This is a genomic window from Sphingomonas adhaesiva, from assembly GCF_002374855.1.
Lineage (GTDB): Bacteria > Pseudomonadota > Alphaproteobacteria > Sphingomonadales > Sphingomonadaceae > Sphingomonas > Sphingomonas adhaesiva.
The window spans coordinates 76,804-93,538 of the sequence record NZ_NWVC01000001.1 but is presented as its reverse complement, the minus strand read 5'-3'; the positions used below and the strand labels follow the sequence as shown (position 1 = coordinate 93,538).

The 16,735-nt window shown below is 68.8% G+C and carries 15 protein-coding genes; 7 read left to right on the top strand and 8 right to left on the bottom strand.

Annotation, left to right across the window (positions count from 1 at the left end):
• Positions 1-155: 155 nt before the first annotated feature.
• The 5 genes from COA07_RS00480 to COA07_RS00460 form a co-directional block, all read right to left on the bottom strand.
• Positions 156-587 carry a hypothetical protein gene (locus COA07_RS00480; RefSeq protein ID WP_066706072.1) on the bottom strand — a complete coding sequence of 144 codons (432 nt, stop codon included), beginning with the start codon at positions 585-587 and terminating at the stop codon, positions 156-158.
• Positions 587-1,990 (bottom strand): NAD(P)H-dependent flavin oxidoreductase, encoded by a 1,404-nt coding sequence (locus COA07_RS00475; protein WP_066706070.1) that lies wholly within the window; start codon positions 1,988-1,990, stop codon positions 587-589. Before COA07_RS00475 ends, COA07_RS00480 begins: the two co-directional genes overlap by 1 nt.
• 76 nt (positions 1,991-2,066) lie before the next feature.
• Positions 2,067-3,203 carry a glycosyltransferase gene (locus COA07_RS00470; RefSeq protein ID WP_066706202.1) on the bottom strand — a complete coding sequence of 379 codons (1,137 nt, stop codon included), beginning with the start codon at positions 3,201-3,203 and terminating at the stop codon, positions 2,067-2,069.
• A gap of 50 nt (positions 3,204-3,253) precedes the next feature.
• Positions 3,254-4,390 (bottom strand): glycoside hydrolase family 130 protein, encoded by a 1,137-nt coding sequence (locus COA07_RS00465; RefSeq protein ID WP_066706067.1) that lies wholly within the window; start codon positions 4,388-4,390, stop codon positions 3,254-3,256.
• Between the two features lie 39 nt (positions 4,391-4,429).
• Positions 4,430-5,308 carry an alpha/beta fold hydrolase gene (locus tag COA07_RS00460; RefSeq protein WP_066706064.1) on the bottom strand — a complete coding sequence of 293 codons (879 nt, stop codon included), beginning with the start codon at positions 5,306-5,308 and terminating at the stop codon, positions 4,430-4,432.
• Between the two features lie 71 nt (positions 5,309-5,379).
• On the opposite strand from COA07_RS00460, the gene COA07_RS00455 reads away from it, so the two are divergent.
• The 4 genes from COA07_RS00455 to COA07_RS00440 all read left to right on the top strand — a co-directional run bounded on the left by COA07_RS00455 (position 5,380) and on the right by COA07_RS00440 (position 10,697).
• On the top strand, positions 5,380-6,762 hold the full coding sequence (locus tag COA07_RS00455; RefSeq protein WP_066706062.1) for a protein adenylyltransferase SelO family protein: 1,383 nt from the start codon (positions 5,380-5,382) through the stop codon (positions 6,760-6,762).
• Positions 6,763-6,781: 19 nt separating this feature from the next.
• Positions 6,782-8,191 carry a succinylglutamate-semialdehyde dehydrogenase gene (gene astD / locus COA07_RS00450; protein WP_066706060.1) on the top strand — a complete coding sequence of 470 codons (1,410 nt, stop codon included), beginning with the start codon at positions 6,782-6,784 and terminating at the stop codon, positions 8,189-8,191.
• 36 nt (positions 8,192-8,227) lie between these two features.
• Positions 8,228-9,163 (top strand): DUF808 domain-containing protein, encoded by a 936-nt coding sequence (locus tag COA07_RS00445; protein ID WP_066706058.1) that lies wholly within the window; start codon positions 8,228-8,230, stop codon positions 9,161-9,163.
• Between the two features lie 97 nt (positions 9,164-9,260).
• Positions 9,261-10,697: a DUF4403 family protein gene (locus COA07_RS00440; protein WP_245841933.1), complete on the top strand. Its 1,437-nt coding sequence runs from the start codon at positions 9,261-9,263 to the stop codon at positions 10,695-10,697.
• Positions 10,698-10,759: 62 nt separating this feature from the next.
• Here the strand turns inward: COA07_RS00440 and COA07_RS00435 are convergent, their stop codons facing one another.
• Complete coding sequence (locus tag COA07_RS00435; protein WP_066706052.1) at positions 10,760-12,247, bottom strand: replicative DNA helicase; 1,488 nt, start codon at positions 12,245-12,247, stop codon at positions 10,760-10,762.
• Between the two features lie 107 nt (positions 12,248-12,354).
• Between COA07_RS00435 and COA07_RS00430 the strand changes: the two genes are divergently transcribed.
• From COA07_RS00430 to COA07_RS00420, 3 genes are read left to right on the top strand one after another with little or no spacing between them, the layout of a single operon-like run.
• Complete coding sequence (locus COA07_RS00430; RefSeq protein WP_066706049.1) at positions 12,355-12,837, top strand: UPF0262 family protein; 483 nt, start codon at positions 12,355-12,357, stop codon at positions 12,835-12,837.
• A 15-nt stretch (positions 12,838-12,852) separates the two neighbouring features.
• Positions 12,853-13,530 (top strand): glycoside hydrolase family 25 protein, encoded by a 678-nt coding sequence (locus COA07_RS00425; RefSeq protein WP_066706046.1) that lies wholly within the window; start codon positions 12,853-12,855, stop codon positions 13,528-13,530.
• Complete coding sequence (locus tag COA07_RS00420; RefSeq protein ID WP_066706044.1) at positions 13,527-13,982, top strand: cytidine deaminase; 456 nt, start codon at positions 13,527-13,529, stop codon at positions 13,980-13,982. Before COA07_RS00425 ends, COA07_RS00420 begins: the two co-directional genes overlap by 4 nt.
• A 257-nt stretch (positions 13,983-14,239) precedes the next feature.
• On the opposite strand, the gene COA07_RS00415 is transcribed toward COA07_RS00420, so the two are convergent.
• Positions 14,240-15,235, bottom strand: coding sequence for an NAD(P)H-dependent flavin oxidoreductase (locus COA07_RS00415; protein WP_066706041.1), 996 nt, complete (start codon positions 15,233-15,235; stop codon positions 14,240-14,242).
• 79 nt (positions 15,236-15,314) lie between these two features.
• Positions 15,315-16,676, bottom strand: coding sequence for an acyl-CoA dehydrogenase family protein (locus COA07_RS00410; RefSeq protein ID WP_083956642.1), 1,362 nt, complete (start codon positions 16,674-16,676; stop codon positions 15,315-15,317).
• Positions 16,677-16,735 lie beyond the last annotated feature (59 nt).

Genomic DNA, 16,735 nt, shown 5'->3' with positions numbered 1-16,735 from the left:
TTCACGCGAAGCCGCGAAGACGGGAAGGTGGATCACCCTCGGCCGCCGAAGCGGCCCAAATTACCGGTACTTGAAAATAGGCGGGCGCTCCGCGTCGCCACACGACAACTCCGCGTGAACCCCCTTCTTCGCGTCTTCGCGTCTTCGCGTGAACCCTAATCAACCAACGCCGCCGCGCGACGCAGGTCCTTTTCGCGCCCGAACATCCGCAGGATATCCACCAGCTCGGCACGCCCCGGCACGAACACCCCGCGCCGCCCCTCGCGCGTCACCGGGCGGATCGCCTGCCACATGCCGTCGACGAACACTTCCAGCCCGGCCATGATCTCCACCGGCAACGGCGCACCGTCCAGCCGCGCATAAGGGTAGGACCGGAACCGCTCGCTCGCCGTACCGAGCCCCACCCCGCCCGGCCACACCGCCAGCACTCGCGCGGCATCGGCAGGCGACAGCAGCAGGTCGACATCCGCCACCGCCGTGTCGACGCCGTGCAGCACGACCGCCGCGCTGCCGATGATCCACCAGGGGTCGCGCGCGCCCGCCTGCGCCATCGCCGCCGCGACGCGCGCCAGCGTGGCGTCCAGCATCAGTCGCCGGTCAGGATGCGATCGACCAGCTGCTTCACCGTCGGCACGAAGCCATTGGAATAGAAGGGATCGCGCTTGAAATTATACGCCGCATGTCCTGCGAACATCAGGTTCCGGTCGGTATCGGCACCGTGCGCGATCTCCTGCAACGTCTTCTGGATGCAGAAGCTGCGCGGATCGGCCAGCCGTCCGGTCGAGTTCGTCTCGGTATCCGCCCAGCTGGAAAACAGGCACTGGCTGAGACAGCCCATGCAATCGGCCTGATCCTTGCGGATCTCCGCCTTTTCGCCCGGCGACACGAACACCAGCGTATTGTCGGGCGTCTTCAGCGCGTCGGTGAAGCCTTCGCCGAACCACTGGCGCGCGCGCAGCAGGTCGTTGCGCGTCACCCAGAAATTCTTGCCCTTCACGCCAACGTCCAGCTGGAAGACATGGTCCCCCGCCTCCTGCGTCGAAAAGGCGATCTGCCTGTCGGATCGCGCCTCCAGCACGCGCAGGAACGGGTTGCGCACCGCCGACGAATAGAAACCGGTGGGGGAGAAACGGTGGAGCGACACCTCGCCCTCCTCGATCTCCATCAGCTTGGCCTTCCATCCGTCGGGGATCGGGCTTTCCTGCGTCAGCAGCGGGCGCGTGCCGTACTGGAACGCGATCTGCCCCAGTTCGGGGTTGTCGATCCACTCGTTCCAGTCGCGCAGATACCAGACGCCGCCCGCCATCACGATCGGCACGCTGTCGGGGATGCCGCCCTCGCGCATCGTGTCGCGCAGCGCCTTGACGCGGGGATAGGGATCCTCCGGCTTCAGCGGGTCTTCGGCATTCGACAGGCCGTTATGCCCGCCCGCCAGCCACGGATCCTCGTAGACAACCGCGCCCAGCAAGTCCGATACCTTGGAATAGGCACGCTTCCACAGCGCGCGGAACGCACGGCCGGAGCTGACGATCGGCAGGTAGTTGACGTTGTACGACGCCGCGATCTCGCTCAGCTTGTACGGCATCCCCGCGCCGCAGGTGACGCCCGCCACCAGCCCGCGGGTGCGCTCCAGCACGCCCTGCAGCACACGCTGCGCACCGCCCATTTCCCACAGGACGTTGATGTTGATCGCGCCCTTGCCGCCCGCGATCTCCCACGCGCGCTGTACCTGCTGCACCGCGCCCTCGATCGCATAGGCGACCAGTTCCTCGTGCCGTTCGCGGCGGGTCAGCGCGCGATAGACCTGCGGGATGATCTTGCCGTCGGGATCGTAGCTGTCGGCGTTGACCGCCGATACCGTGCCGATCCCGCCCGCCGCGGCCCACGCCCCGGCGGAGGCATGGTTGGTGGCGGCGACGCCCTTTCCACCCTCCACCAGCGGCCACACCTCGCGGCCGGCATAGACGATCGGCTTCAGCCCCTTGAACACGCGATTTCCCAGTTCACCAGAATGACAACGCGCGTCCGTATAAACCAATCGGGCCGCAACGCGACAAAATTGCGACTCATCCCAGGCAGCCGGGCCGCCCCACCGCCCCGGCGTAGAGCGCAGCGTAGCGGTCGATCATCACGCCCTCGTCGAACTCAGCCACCGCCTTGGCGCGGTTGGCCGCGCCCACCCGCTGGCGCAGGTCGCGGTCGCCCGCCAGCGCCTGCATCGCGTCGCGCAGTCGCACCTCGCCGTGATGCTCGGTGATGAACGGGCGGTTTTCCGCCGACACCATCCGCGCCACGTCGCCGACCGGCGGGCTGACCACCGGCAGGCCCGCGGCCATCGCCTCGATCACGCTGATCGGCGCCTGTTCGGACCGCGACGACAGCGCCAGCATGTCGAACAATCCCATGAACCGGTACGGCCGGTCGAGGAAGCCGGGCAGGACGACGCGGTCGTCGATGCCCATCGCCAGTGCCGCCTGCTCGATCGCGGCGCGTTCCGGCCCCTCGCCGACGATTACCAGCCGGAACCGCGCCGACAGGCCGCCTGCCGCGCGCACCAGCGCCGGTAGATCCTTCACTGCGCGCAGTCCCGCGACGCTGCCGATCACCGTTTCGCGTTCGTTGCGGACGAAGCCGGGGATCGCCTTTGGATCGGGGCGCTGCGCATAGAGCGCGGTGGCGATGCCGTTGCCGATGCGATGGACGCGTGCGCGCGGCTGCTTCCACGTCTCCAGCGCGATCCGCTCCAGCACGTCGCTGGGCACCACCAGCGCGCTGGCGGCGCTCAGCGCGAAGCGGCGGTACAGGTTGCGCTCGCGCTTCAGCCCGCCGGCCTCGTCCTCGTTGAAACCGTCCTCGTGGTGGATCACCGGCGGCGTACCGCGCCCGAACACCCGCCGCGCCATCACCCCGTCGATCGCGCCCCAATTGTACGTCAGCACCAGGTCGAACCCGCGCATGAACCGCGCGATCGCCTCGTACCGCGCCACGGACGGCCGCCCGGTCAGCGGCGGCGGGTTCTGCGCGATCTCGTAGCGGATGCCCTTGGCGATCCGCTCGCGCGCGCCGTAACGGCCCGGCATCCCCGATACGATGACATGGCGGGCGCGGTCACCGAAGGCGTTCATCAGCCGGACGGCGCGCGCTTCCTTCCCGCCCAGGTCGAACGTGGAATGAAGGTGCAGGATCGACAGCGGTTGCGACATGCCCGCGCCATAGCCGCTGTGCCCCGCGCCCCGCAACGCAGGCTCATCGGTCACGCGCCGGCAGTCAGCGCCTCCTTGGGCACGTGCGTGATCCGGCACGCCAGGTCCGCCTCGCCGCTCGCCACGATCCAGTGCGCGCCGCCGTCGACCACGCCGGTCGTGAACACGACGTCGTCGAGATACATCAGGTCTGCCAGCGGCGCGGTCAGCTCCGGCGCGGGTTCCAGCAGCGGGGCATGGCTGGTCGCGATCGTGCGGGACGGGTCATGTTCATCCAGCAGCGTCCAATAGGTGCGATAGATACCCACGACGCCGGACGGCTCGACCCCGTGCCACAGCGTCAGCCACCCGCGCTGCCCGTCCACCTCCGCCAGCACCGGCGGCGCACCGCCACCCATCCGCGCGGTGGCGGTGGTGGCGGCATGCGGGCGGATACCGGGGCGGTCGTGCGGCTTCCAGTGGAGCGCGTCGGGCGACGTCGCCAGGTTGATCGACGGTCCCGCGCGCCACGGGCTGTCGGGGGGATAGGCGAAATACAGGTCGCCCAGCGGCCGCGTCTGTGCCCAGAATGCGCCGTCCACCTTCCCCTCGAACAGCAGCATGTCCTTGTTCTGGTGGTCCAGCACGATACCATGCAGCGTCCAGTCGAGCGCATCGTCGCTGGAATAGAGCGTGGTGGAATGGCGCTCCGGGCTGACCGAGCAGGTCGTCATGTAATAGCGCCCGTCGATACGGCTGATCCGCGCATCCTCGACGCCATAGCATTGATAGGGTTCGCGCGGCACGATCGCGCGATCGCAATGGACCGCCACCACGCGCCGCCCGTCCGCGTCCAGTTCTACCGGCAGCAGCCACGACAGCGACGTCAGCGCCATCACCCGCCACCCGCCGCCGCGCATCATGAACTTGCGCGGATCGGACGTGTCGACCAGCGTCAGCGGCCAGGCGTCGAGCACGTAGCGCCCGTCATCCCAGCGGATCGCATGAATATGTGCATCGCGGATCGGCTGGCGCAGCGCCTCCGCGACGCGCACCATCATCAGGAGGTTGCCATTGGGCAGCCGCGTCAGGCCGGGGTTGAACGCACCCAGCACATAGGTTTCGGCATCGACCTTCCCCGCCAGCGGCGATCGCGAAAGGTCGATGTCGCGCGGATCGAACACGATCGCGTCATGGGGATAGGCCATCGTCACTCCACCGTCCGCCGAACCGCCGAGACGAACGAGCTAGACGCGCGGTTCCGACGTGCGCGCCAGCCATCGGTCGATCGCCTCGCCGACCCCCGCCTCGTCCAGCGTCGGGGCGTGCCCGACCTGCGGCAGGGTGAGCAGTTCCGCACCCGGCAGCGCCGCGACCATCCGCCCGGCGGTCGCGGCCGACAGGATGTCCGACCGTCCGCCGCGCACCACCAGCACCGGCACCCCGGCCAACGCCGCCAGCGCGCGCCACATGTCCGGCCCCGCCTCCCCGCCCGGCAGGCGGAACGGCTCGGCGATCTTCATGTCATAGTCCAGGACGATCCGCCCCGCCGAATTCAGCCGGTACAGCCGCTTGGCCATCCCCAGCCATTGCTCGATCGTCCAGCCGGGATAGACGTCCTCGTTCGCTTCCTGCACCCCGCGCGCGGCGTGCATCCATGTCGGATAGGTGCTCGATTTGCCGACATAGCCGCGGATCCGCGACAGCCCCGCCGGCTCGATCTCCGGCCCGATATCGTTGAGCAGCGCGCCCGCGATCCGCCCGGGCAGCATCCCCGCCAGCAACATCGTCACGATCCCGCCCAGCGACGTGCCGATCGCCGCGAACCGCCCGATCTTCTCCTGGTCCAGCAGCGCCGCCACGTCCTGCGCATAGGTCAGCGGGACGTAGGTCATCGGATCCTTGGCATAGCCGCTGTCGCCGCGCCCGCGGAATTCCACCGCAATCACCCGGCGCCCCGCCGCCAGCCGCCTAGCCAGCCCGTCGTAATCGCGCGCGTTGCGGGTCAGGCCGGGCATGCACAGCACCGGCGCGGCGCCCTCGGCCTCCGCCGGGCCGGGATAGTCGCGCGCATGCAGCCGGATGCCGTCGGCGGACCACCAGAAAAGATCGCGATAGTCGGCCATGATGTCGCTGCGCCCTGCCCGTTGTCGTGCGACCCATTGCACCCTTGGCCGCTCGCCCCCCATATCGCCGCATGGTGTTCCCCCCGCAAGCATATCGGCCGGAACGCGCGATCCTGTCGCTGGGCGACGGTTTCTGGGATCGCGTGGCCCCGGCGGACTTCCCCGAGACGCGGCTGCGTTTCCGTAACGATCGCGCCGCGCGGCAGGTCGGACTGGACATGCTCGACGATGGCGAATGGGTCCGCCACTTCGGCCGTTTCCAGCCACTGCCGGGCTCGCTCGATGCGCCGCTGGCGCTGCGCTATCACGGCCACCAATTCCGCACCTACAACCCCGATCTGGGCGACGGCCGCGGCTTCACCTTCGCGCAGCTGCGCAATGCGGACGGCCGGCTGATGGACCTGGGCACCAAGGGGTCGGGACAGACGCCGTGGAGCCGCTTCGGCGACGGGCGGCTGACGCTGAAGGGCGGGGTGCGCGAGGTCTTGGCCAGCGAGATGCTGGAGGCATTGGGCGTCCCCACCTCGCGCAGCTTCTCGCTGATCGAGACCGGCGAGGCGCTGGACCGCGGCGACGAACCCTCCCCCACCCGCTCGGCGGTGCTGGTGCGGCTCAGCCACGGGCATATCCGCATCGGCACGTTCCAGCGGCTGGCGTATCACCGCAACGAGGACGGGCTGCGCCGTCTCACCGCCTATGCCCTGCGCGAGCTGTACGGGGAGGATAGCGACGACCCGCTGCGCCTGCTGGCGCTGGTGGTCGAGCGTACCGCGCGGCTGGCGGCGTCGTACATGGCCGCCGGCTTCGTCCATGGCGTGCTCAATTCCGACAATATCAACGTCACCGGCGAAAGCTTCGACTACGGCCCGTGGCGATTCGCACCGACATGGGACCCCGCGTTCGTCGCCGCCTATTTCGACCATGCCGGCCTCTACGCCTTCGGCCGCCAGCCGGAGGCGATCCACTGGGATGCGATGCAGCTGGCGGTGTCGCTGCGCCCGCTGGCCGATGCCGAGCCGCTGATCGCGATCCTCGACACCTTCGGCGACCTTTACCAGCCCGCCGTCGCGCACGCGATCCTGTGGCGGCTGGGCCGCGCGCCGCTCGATGCCGGGCGCGACCGCGCGCTGGTGCAGGCGGTCGAACGCGCGCTGCGGGGCACCGGCACCGCGATCGACCGCTTCTTCTTCGACGCCTACGCCCGCGATCTGCCGGCCGACTATGGCGCCGGGTGGGAGGAGGCGCGCGCCGCGCTCGCCGCCTTCCCGGTAATTGGCGACCGTAGCCATTCCTTCTGGTCCGGCGCCCCCTGTTCGATGCTGATCGACGAGGTGGAGGCGATCTGGTCGGCGATCGACGAGCGTGACGACTGGGCACCGTTCCATGCGAAAGTCACCCGCATCAATGAAATGCGTGAGGCGCTGGCGCGCTGCCCCCTTCCGCAGCGCGGATAGACGCGGCTAAGACGGCGCCATGGCAGACGTGATCTCGTACGAACCGGCCACCGGCGCCGAACTGTGGCGCGGTGAGAAGGGCGATGTCGACCTGGAGGTGGCGACCGCGCGCGACGGGTTCATGCCCTGGGCGTCGCGGTCGCTGGCGTTCCGCATCGAGACGCTGCGCCGCTTCGCCAATGTCGTGCGCCAGCGCGCGGATGCCTTCACCGATCTGATCGCGCGCGAAACCGGCAAGCCCCTGTGGGAAGCGCGTACCGAGGTCGACAGCGTCATCGCCAAGGTCGATATCTCGATCACCGCTTACGCCGAACGCACCGCGCAGCGGCGGATGGACGCGCCGATGAACAGCCGCATGGCGCTGCGTCACAAGCCGCATGGCGTGCTCGCGGTGCTCGGCCCTTACAATTTCCCCGCGCACCTGCCCAACGGCCACATCGTCCCCGCGCTGATCGCGGGCAATGCGGTGGTGTTCAAGCCGTCGGAAAAGACCCCGGCGACCGGCGCGTTCCTGGTGGAATGCTACCATGCCGCCGGCGTGCCGGAAGAGGCCGTGCGCGTGCTGGTCGGCGGCCCGGCGGAGGGCAAGGCGCTGGCCGCGCATCCCGATATCGACGGTCTGCTGTTCACCGGATCGGCGCGCACCGGCATCGCGCTCAACCGCCAGTTCGCGGAGATGCCGGAGAAGATCCTGGCGCTCGAAATGGGCGGCAACAACCCGATCGTGGTGTGGGATACTCCCGATCTGCACACCGCGGCGGTGCTGGTGGCGCAATCGGCCTTCACCACCGCGGGCCAGCGCTGCACCGCCGCGCGCCGGCTGATCGTGCAGGAACAGCTGGCCGATGCGCTGCTGGCGGAACTGGCGCGGCTGACCGGGCGGCTGATCGTCGGCGCGCCGCATGACGATCCGCAACCGTTCATGGGGCCGGTGATCGACAACGAAACCGCGGACGGCCTGGCCGAAAGCTTCCTGGCGCTGCTGATGAAGGGCGGGCGGCCGATCCGCCACATGGCGCGCCCCGATCCGGCGCGCCCGTTCGTCACCCCCGGCATCATCGACGTCACCGACATGCCCGGCCGCCCGGACGTGGAGCTGTTCGGCCCGTTGCTCCAGGTCATCCGCATCGACGATTTCGACGCCGCCATCGCGGAGGCGAACAATACCCGCTACGGCCTGTCGGCATCGCTGGTCAGCCAGACGCCGGCGCTGTTCGACCGTTTCTGGGCCGGCGCGCGCGCCGGGATCGTCAACTGGAACAAGCCGACCAATGGCGCGTCGTCGTCCGCGCCGTTCGGCGGCGTCGGCTGGTCCGGCAATCACCGGCCCAGCGCCTATTACGCAGCCGATTACTGCGCCTATCCGGTCGTCTCGAACGAGGCGGACGCGGCGCGCGCGGCGATCGGCATCGGGCTGGCCGACGGCTGACGCGCCCGACACGGGCATCACGGGGGAAAGACGGGCATGGCAAGCGGACTGGTCGCACTGCTGGACGATATCGCGGGGCTGACCCGGCTGGCGGCGGCCTCGCTCGACGATGTCGGTGCCGCCGCGAGCAAGGCGGGGGTGAAGGCCGCAGGGGTGGTGGTGGACGATACCGCGGTCACCCCGCGCTATGTCGTCGGCCTGTCGCCGCAGCGCGAACTGCCGATCATCGGCAAGATCGCGCTCGGCTCGATCCGCAACAAACTGCTGTTCCTGCTGCCCGCCGCGCTGATCCTCAGCGCGCTCGCACCATGGGCGATCACCCCGCTGCTGATGGTCGGCGGCGCCTATCTGTGTTTCGAGGGCGCGGAAAAGGTGATCGAGGCGTTGTCCGGCGGGCATGAGGATGAAGCGGCCGACGCCGGCCTCGACCCCGTCGCGCTGGAAAACCAGAAGGTGTCCGGCGCGATCCGAACCGACTTCATCCTGTCGGCCGAAATCATGGCGATCGCACTGTCGCAGGTCGCGGATTCCCCGCTGCTGACGCAAGGGGTCGTGCTGGCGGTGGTCGCGGTGGCGATCACCGCGGGCGTCTATGGCGTGGTCGCGCTGATCGTGAAGGCGGACGATGTCGGCCTCTATCTCGCAAAGACCGGGTCGGGCGCGCTGCGCGCGATCGGGCGCGGTCTGGTGAAGGGCGTGCCGGTGCTGATGCGCTGGCTGGCGGTGATCGGCACCGCCGCGATGATCTGGGTCGGCGGCGGCATCCTGCTGCACGGTGCGGAGGAACTGGGACTGGCCGCGCCCGCGCATCTCGTCCACGACACCGCCGAAGCCGCCGCGCATCTGGCCCCCGCGATCGGCGGTGCGCTGGCATGGATCGTCACCGCGCTCGCCTCCGGAATCATCGGGCTGGCGATCGGCGGCGCGATCGCGCTGGCGGTCCACCGCCTGCACGCCGCCCGCGCGCATTAACGCTCGCGTCGGCATCAGGGATCGAAATCGGTCGTTACGGATTGAGAACCATCACCAGGGATGAGGATGGGGGGACGATCGGGTGCGCCGTATATTGTTGCTGGCCCTGGCCCTGCCCGTTGCCGGATGTCACCGCGCGCAGGATCATCCCGCCCCGCCGCGTATCGAAACCCAAAACGCCAGGCTGCCGGACCAGTCCTCGACCATCACCGTACCGGTCGTCGCCGATCTGGGGCAGCTGGAACGCGGGCTGGAAAAGGAACTGCCCCGCACGCTGTGGACCATCGACGAACATCGCGACCGCTGCGTCGCCGGGCGGCGCATCGGCAAGATCAAGGTGACGCCCGACCTCGGCTGCCGGCTGGTCGGGCGCGTCACCCGCGGCGCGATTGCGCTGTCGGGCAGCGGGCAGCAATTGCGGATCGTCATGCCGGTGCGCGCGGCGATCTCCGCGCAGAAGGTGGGCGGCGTCGTCAGCGAAACCGCCACCGGCAGCGCCACCGTGCGCGCCACCGCGCGGCTGCGGATCGTCGGCAACTGGCAACCGACCGCGACCGTCGACCTCGACTATGACTGGCGCGAGGAACCGGGCATCGACATCGCCGGCCAGCGGATCACCTTCACCTCGAAGGCGGACGAGAAGCTGAAGCGCGTCGTCGCCGATCTGGAACGCGACCTGCCGCGCCATCTGGCGAAGCTGGGGCTGCGCGCGCAGCTGGCGGACATCTGGGCCAAGGCGTTCACCTCGATCGAGCTGAGCAAGCGCAACCCGCCCGCCTGGCTGCGGATCGCCCCGCGCACGCTCGGCTTCGGCGGCTACCGGATCGAGGGCCGGCGGCTGACGCTGCTGCTCTCGGCGGAGGCGCTGACGCAGACCTTCGTCGGGCAGCGGCCCGCCGATCCGCCCGTCACCCCCCTGCCCCCGCCGGGGCGGGTCGCCGGTCAGCCGGGGCTGCGCTTCTTCGTGCCCGTGCTGGCCGATTATGCCGAACTGGAACCGGTGGTGCAGCGCACGCTGGGCAAGCTGGCGGCGCGCGGCATCACGCTCGCCGGGATCGGCCGCGTCGATGCCGAATTCGGAAAGGTCACCATCTACGCCACCACCGGCGGGCGGCTGGCAATCGGCGTGACCGCGAAGGTGCGCGCGCATGACGGGTCGATGGGGCCGACCAGCGGCGAGGTATGGCTGTCGGCGCAGCCCTATAACGATCCCGGATCGCAGCTGGTGCGCGCGCGCGACGTGTCGCTGGTGACCCGCACCGATTCGGCCGCGGTCGACCTGCTCGTCCATCTCTTCGACGATGCGCAGGTTCATGACGCGATCGCGCTGGCGCTCCAGCACGATTTCGCGCCCGACTATCAGAAGGTGATCGGCAAGGCGCAGCGCGCGATCGGTCATCGCCAGGAAGGCGAATTCCTGCTGTCGACCGACGTCACGCGCGTCACCAACGGCCAGCTGCAGGTGACCGGCGCGGGCCTGTTCATGCCCGTCCGGGCGGAAGGAAGCGCGCGGATCGAATACCGTCCGCGCTGAATCGTCGCATCGGGGGCGTCCGACTCGCGCCGCACCGCGCGTTCTGCCCCCGTCGGTGCGCGTCAGAAGCCCGCGTAGTCGCTGAATCGCGTGATCGTGGGGTCGAATTTCAGCACCACCTTGCCCGTCGCGCCGTGACGCTGCTTGGCGACGATCAGCTCCGCCAGGCCATAGACGCGCTCCATTTCCGCCGCCCAGCGGGCGTGTTCCTCGAACACCTTGGCGTCATCGCCCTCCATCGGGCGCTTCGGTTCGCGCTGGGCGATGTAATAATCCTCGCGGAACACGAACCAGACCATGTCCGCGTCCTGCTCGATCGACCCCGATTCGCGCAGGTCCGACAGCATCGGGCGCTTGTCCTCGCGGCTTTCCACCGCACGGCTCAGCTGCGACAGCGCCAGCACGGGGACGTTCATGTCCTTGGCCAACGTCTTCAACCCGCGCGAGATTTCTGAGATTTCCTGCACGCGATTGCCGTCGCCCTTGCCCGATCCGGTCAGCAGCTGGAGGTAATCGACCACCACCAGCCCGATCTCGTTGTTGTGCCGCCGCTGCAACCGCCGCACGCGCGTGTGCAGCGACCCGATCGTCAGGCCGCCGGTATCGTCGATGAAGAACGGCAGGTTCTCCAGTTCCGCCGCCGCCGCCGCCAGCTGCTCGAACTCCTGCTTGCTGATCTTGCCCATGCGCAGCGCCTCGGAGCTGATCCGCGACTGTTCCGCCAGGATACGGGTGGCCAGCTGGTCGGCGCTCATTTCCAGGCTGAAGAACGCGACCTTGGCGCCCACCGACTTGCTGGGCGGGATGCCGTCGCGCATGTCGCGCATCCACCGCTGCGCCGCGTTGAACGCGATGTTCGTCGCCAGCGACGTCTTGCCCATGCCCGGCCGCCCGGCCAGGATCATCAGGTCGGAATGGTGCATGCCGCCGATCTTGGCGTTGACGGTGTCCAGACCGGTGGTGACGCCCGACAGGTTGCCGCCCCAGTTCAGCGCCTTCTCGGCCATCTTCACGGCCATCGTGCTGGCCTGCGCGAAGCTTTTGACGCTGCTTTCCGTCGCGCCCTCGGCGGACACGCGGAACAGCTCCTCCTCGGCGGCCTCGATCTGCGCGCGCGGGTTCACCTCCTGGCTGGTGTCCATCGCGCGGTCGACCATCTGGTGCCCGACCGACACCAAGGCGCGCAGCATCGCAAGGTCGTAGATCTGCGTCGCGAACTGCCGCGCGCCGATCAGCCCCGCGCCCGACCCGGTCAGGCTGGCGAGATAGCCGACCCCGCCCAGCTCGCGCATCCCTTCGTCCGCCTCGAACATCGGTCGCAGCGTCACCGGGGTGGCCAGCATGTCCTGCGCGCGCAGCGACTTGATCGCGGCGAAGATGCGGCCGTGCACCGGCTCGAAGAAATGCACCGGCTCCAACCGGTCGACGATGTCGTCGGCCAGCCGGTTGTCGATCATCATCGCGCCCAGCATCGCGGCCTCCGCCTCGACGTTGCGGGGCAGCTGAACGGGTTCGGCCGGGGCCGGTTGCGGGAACGCCAGAGTCGCCATATCCGCGCGTATAGCGCGCCCGGCGATGCGTGGGACAGCCCCGCCGGCGCGAAAGCTGTGGATAGCCTGCATTGTCGGGCGGACCGTTCGCCTTTATCGGCAGGCGCATGGCCGATCCGCGGATCATCGACATCGAACTGGACGAACGCACCATCCTGTGGCGGTCGGCGGATATCGAGCAGGAACGCCGGATCGCGATCTTCGACCTGATCGAGGGCAATCACTTCGCGCCCCAGCGCGAGCAACCGGACGGCTATGCCGGCCCGTACCGCGTCCGCCTGTCCGTGGAGGAAGGCCGGCTGGCGATCGAGATCAGGCGCGAGGACGGCACCCCGCTGGAGGTGCTGGTGCTGGGCCTCGGCCGCTTCCGCCGCCCGATCCGCGACTATTTCGCGATCTGCGACAGCTATTTCCAGGCGATCCGTCAGTCGACCCCGCAACAGATCGAGACGGTCGACATGGCACGGCGCGGCATCCACAACGATGCCGCGACGCTGCTGATGGAGCGGCTGGACGGCAAGATCGAGATCGATTTCGACACCGCGCGACGGCTGTTCACGCTGATCTGCGTGCTGCACATCAAGGCATAGACGGGTACATCATTCATGTGGGGTCTGGGACGGTTCGTGCTGATCGTCGCTGCGCTGGCGTTGTCCGGCGTCGCGGCATGGCGGGTGGCGCAGCGCTGGCATCCCTCGACCGAAACCTATCCGGCGCAGGGCGTCGACGTGTCGGAACGCACCGGCGCGATCGACTGGCCGGTGCTGAAGGGCGCCGGTGCCGATTTCGGCTATGCCGTGGCGACGACCGGCGCGGGGCAGCGCGACCATGCGTTCCTGACCCATTGGGATGCGATGGCGGCGGCGGGCGTGCGGCGCGGCGCGATCCACGTCTTCTCCTTCTGCCAGCCCGCACGCGCGCAGGCCGATGCGTTCAACACCCTCGTCCCGCGCGATCCCACCGCGCTGCCCGCGGCGATAGACTTTTCCTATGAGGACGGTTGCGCCGACCGGCCGGACCGCGCCGCGATGGTCGCCGACGTGGCGGAGATGATCCGCCGCATCGAATCGCACACCGGCAAGCCCGTGCTGCTGAAGGTGGCGCGCGCGGTGGAGGGGGATTATCGCCTGACCGAAGCCTTCCGCCGCAGCCTGTGGGCGGAGGGCAATTTCATGAAACCCGGCTATGGCGCCCGCGCCTGGCGGATGTGGCGCGCGAGCGACGTGCGGCGTATCGACGGGGTGGAAGGGCCGGTGAACTGGGACGTGGCGGTGGCGCAATGACGGACGGAAACGAAGCGGCGCGACTGATCGCACTGGCGCGCGCGGCAGCGGCGAATGCCCATGCCCCCTATTCGCGCTTTGCCGTGGGGGCCGCGGTGCTGCTGACCGACGGCAGCGTGGTGACCGGCGCCAATGTCGAAAACGCCAGCTACGGCCTGTCGCTATGCGCCGAAACCGTCGCGATCGCGACCGTGTCGGCGCAGGGGCGGCTGCGCGAGGTGGCCGCGGTGGGGGTCATCGGCGGGATGATGGACGCGGACGGCCGCGCGACCGGCCACGATCCGGTGCGCCCGTGCGGCCGCTGCCGGCAGGTCCTGAACGAGGCAGCGCAGCTCAGCGGTAACGACCTGCGCGTCCATTGCGCGGGGGCCGAGGGCGAGCGGATCGCCAGCTATCGCCTGTCGGACCTGCTGCCCGATGCGTTCGGGCCGGCGGATCTCGGGATCGCCTGACAGGTCGGGGGCGTGGGGAGGCGGTCTGCCGTCCTGCTGCACCCACCTGCTATAGGCACGACGCATGTCCGGCGCGAACCGTCACCCCGGACGTGTTCCGGGGTCCACCGCGCCACGAAATCAACACCTTGCGGATCTGCGGCACAGTGGATGCCGGAACAAGTCCGGCATGACGGGCAGGGACTGGCCGGCGTCTCGACCTGATCCAGGCCGACGCCAGGCCATTGCAGGTCAGCGAACGTAGGCCGACCGCCAGCTCACGCCGCGGCGTGTGCCAGCCGCTCGACCATGCGCGCCAGCCGGCGGTCGATGATCTCCTCGGCCTCCGCGACGATACGGTCGACCAGTTCCTTCACCGTGGGCACGTCGTGGATCAGCCCCTGCACCATCCCGGCGGACCAGATGCCGTCGTCGGTGTCGCCGCGCTCCATCGCCGCCACGCCGCGCTTGCCCGCGACCAGATGCTGGACGTCCTCGAACTTCGCGCCTCCCGCGCGCTCGATCGCGACGACCTCCTCGGACACCTTGTTCTTCATCACGCGCGCGGTGTTGTGCAGCGTGCGGAAGATCAGGTCGGTCTGCCGCTCGTCGTTCGCTACCATCCGCTGCTTGAAGCTGTCGGGGATCTGCGCCTCCTGCGTCACGCAGAAACGGGTGCCCATGTTCACGCCATCCGCGCCCAGGGCCAGCGCGGCGACCAGCCCGCGCCCGTCGGCGAAGCCGCCCGACGCCAGCATCGGCACCGATACCTTGTCGGCGGCGGCGGGGATCAGGATCAGGCCGGGGATATCGTCCTCGCCCGGATGCCCCGCGCATTCGAAGCCGTCGATGCTGATCGCGTCCGCACCCATGCGTTCCGCCGACAATGCGTGGCGCACCGCGGTGCACTTGTGGATCACCTTGACCCCATGCGTCTTGAAATCGTCGATATGCTCCTGCGGCTTGTAGCCCGCGGTCTCGACGATCTTCACGCCGCCCTCGATGATCGCGCGGCGATATTCGGCATAGGGCGGCGGGTTGATTGTCGGCAGGATCGTCAGGTTCACGCCGAACGGCTTGTCGGTCAGGTCGCGGGTGCGGCGAATCTCGTTCGCCAGCTCCTCCGGCGTCGGCTGGGTCAGCGCGGTGATGAAGCCCAGCGCACCGGCATTGGCGACCGCGGCGACCAGCTGTGCCTTGCCGACCCACTGCATCCCGCCCTGCGCGATCGGATATTCCACCCCGAACGCCTCGGTGAACCGCGTCTTCAGCATCGTGCCTCTCCCCTATCCCTTACGTAACATCTGTTATGCTGCGATCCACCCGGACCGCAAGTCCCTTTACGCCGCTTGTTTATGACAGCGCCTGCCAGCCGCTGCGCGGGCGGATTTGCGGCTCGACGCGATAGTCGACGTCGTCCCAGTCGAGCGCATCGAACTCACTGCGCCGCGGCCCTATGTACCCGAACAGGAACGCCGCCACCTTGCGCATCTGGATCTCTTCCGCCCCCTCGGTGATGCGATAGCGGCGGTGGTGGCGATAGATGTGCTCGAACGGCTTGTGCCGGGAATAGCCGATCCCGCCATGGACCTGCATCGCGCGATCGGCCGCCTCGCACGCCAGCCGGTTCGCCCAGTAATTGCACATGCTCACCTTGTCGGACAGGCGGCGCTCGACCTCCTTGTGCGCCATCTGGTCCATCTGCCACGCGGTCTTGCGGATCAGCAGCCGCAGCATCTCCGCCTGCGTCGCCAGTTCGACCAGCGGGAACTGGATCGCCTGGTTGCGCGACAGATCCTCGCCGAACGGCTGGCGCTGCCGGGCGTAACGCACCGCTTCCTCGATACAATAGGTCGCCGCGCCCAGGCTGCCCGCCGCCTGGCGGATGCGGTTTTCATGGACGAAGCTCTGCGCCAGCGGCAGGCCATTGTCCGGCTCGCCGAAGATCGCGCTGTCGGGCACCCAGACGTCGGTGAAGCTGACGCGCGGGTGATCGGTGGGCATGTTGAACGTCCACAGATATTCCTCCACCTGCACGCCCGGCGCATCGGCGGGCACCAGGAAACAGGTGATGCCGCGCGCCGCGCCGTCCTCGCCGTTCGTCCGCGCGAACAGCGCACAATGCGTGGCGACGTGCATTCCCGTCGTCCACATCTTCTCGCCGTTGAGCAGCCACCCGCTGCGCCCGTCGCGTTCGGTCCGGACACCGCGCGTTTCCATGTGCGTCGCGTCGGAGCCATGCCGCGGCTCGGTCAGGCCGAAGGTGATCCGCTTCGTCCCGTCCAGCATCCCGGCCAGGAATTCCTCCTTCTGCTCCGGCGTGCCGAAATCGTCGAACATCTTGGCAAAGGGATTGTTCGCGACGATCGAATGTTCGTTCTGCAGGTCGTTGTGCAGCCCCAGCCCCTTGGCGGCCAGATATTCGCGGATCACGCACATCCACAGGTTGGACCCGCCCTTGCCGCCGAACTTGGGATCCATCGCGAAGCGCAGATGCCCCGCGCGATCCGCGCGTACCCGCGCCTCGCGCAGCAACGCCTCCCAGTCGTGGCGCGGCAGGCCGCCGCGCTCGAAATCGGTGCGCGCATATTCGCGGCGATGGTCAAAGAAGCGGACATTGTCGTCCGCCTCCTCCAGCGGGCGGATTTCCGCCTCGATGAAGCGGTCCAGCTCGGCCAGATACTCCTTCAGCTCCGGCGGCAACGCGAAATCCATGGCCCTCTCCGATCTAAGTCGCTTCTTTTAACTTGCGTAGCGCGTGCCGCACCGTTTTA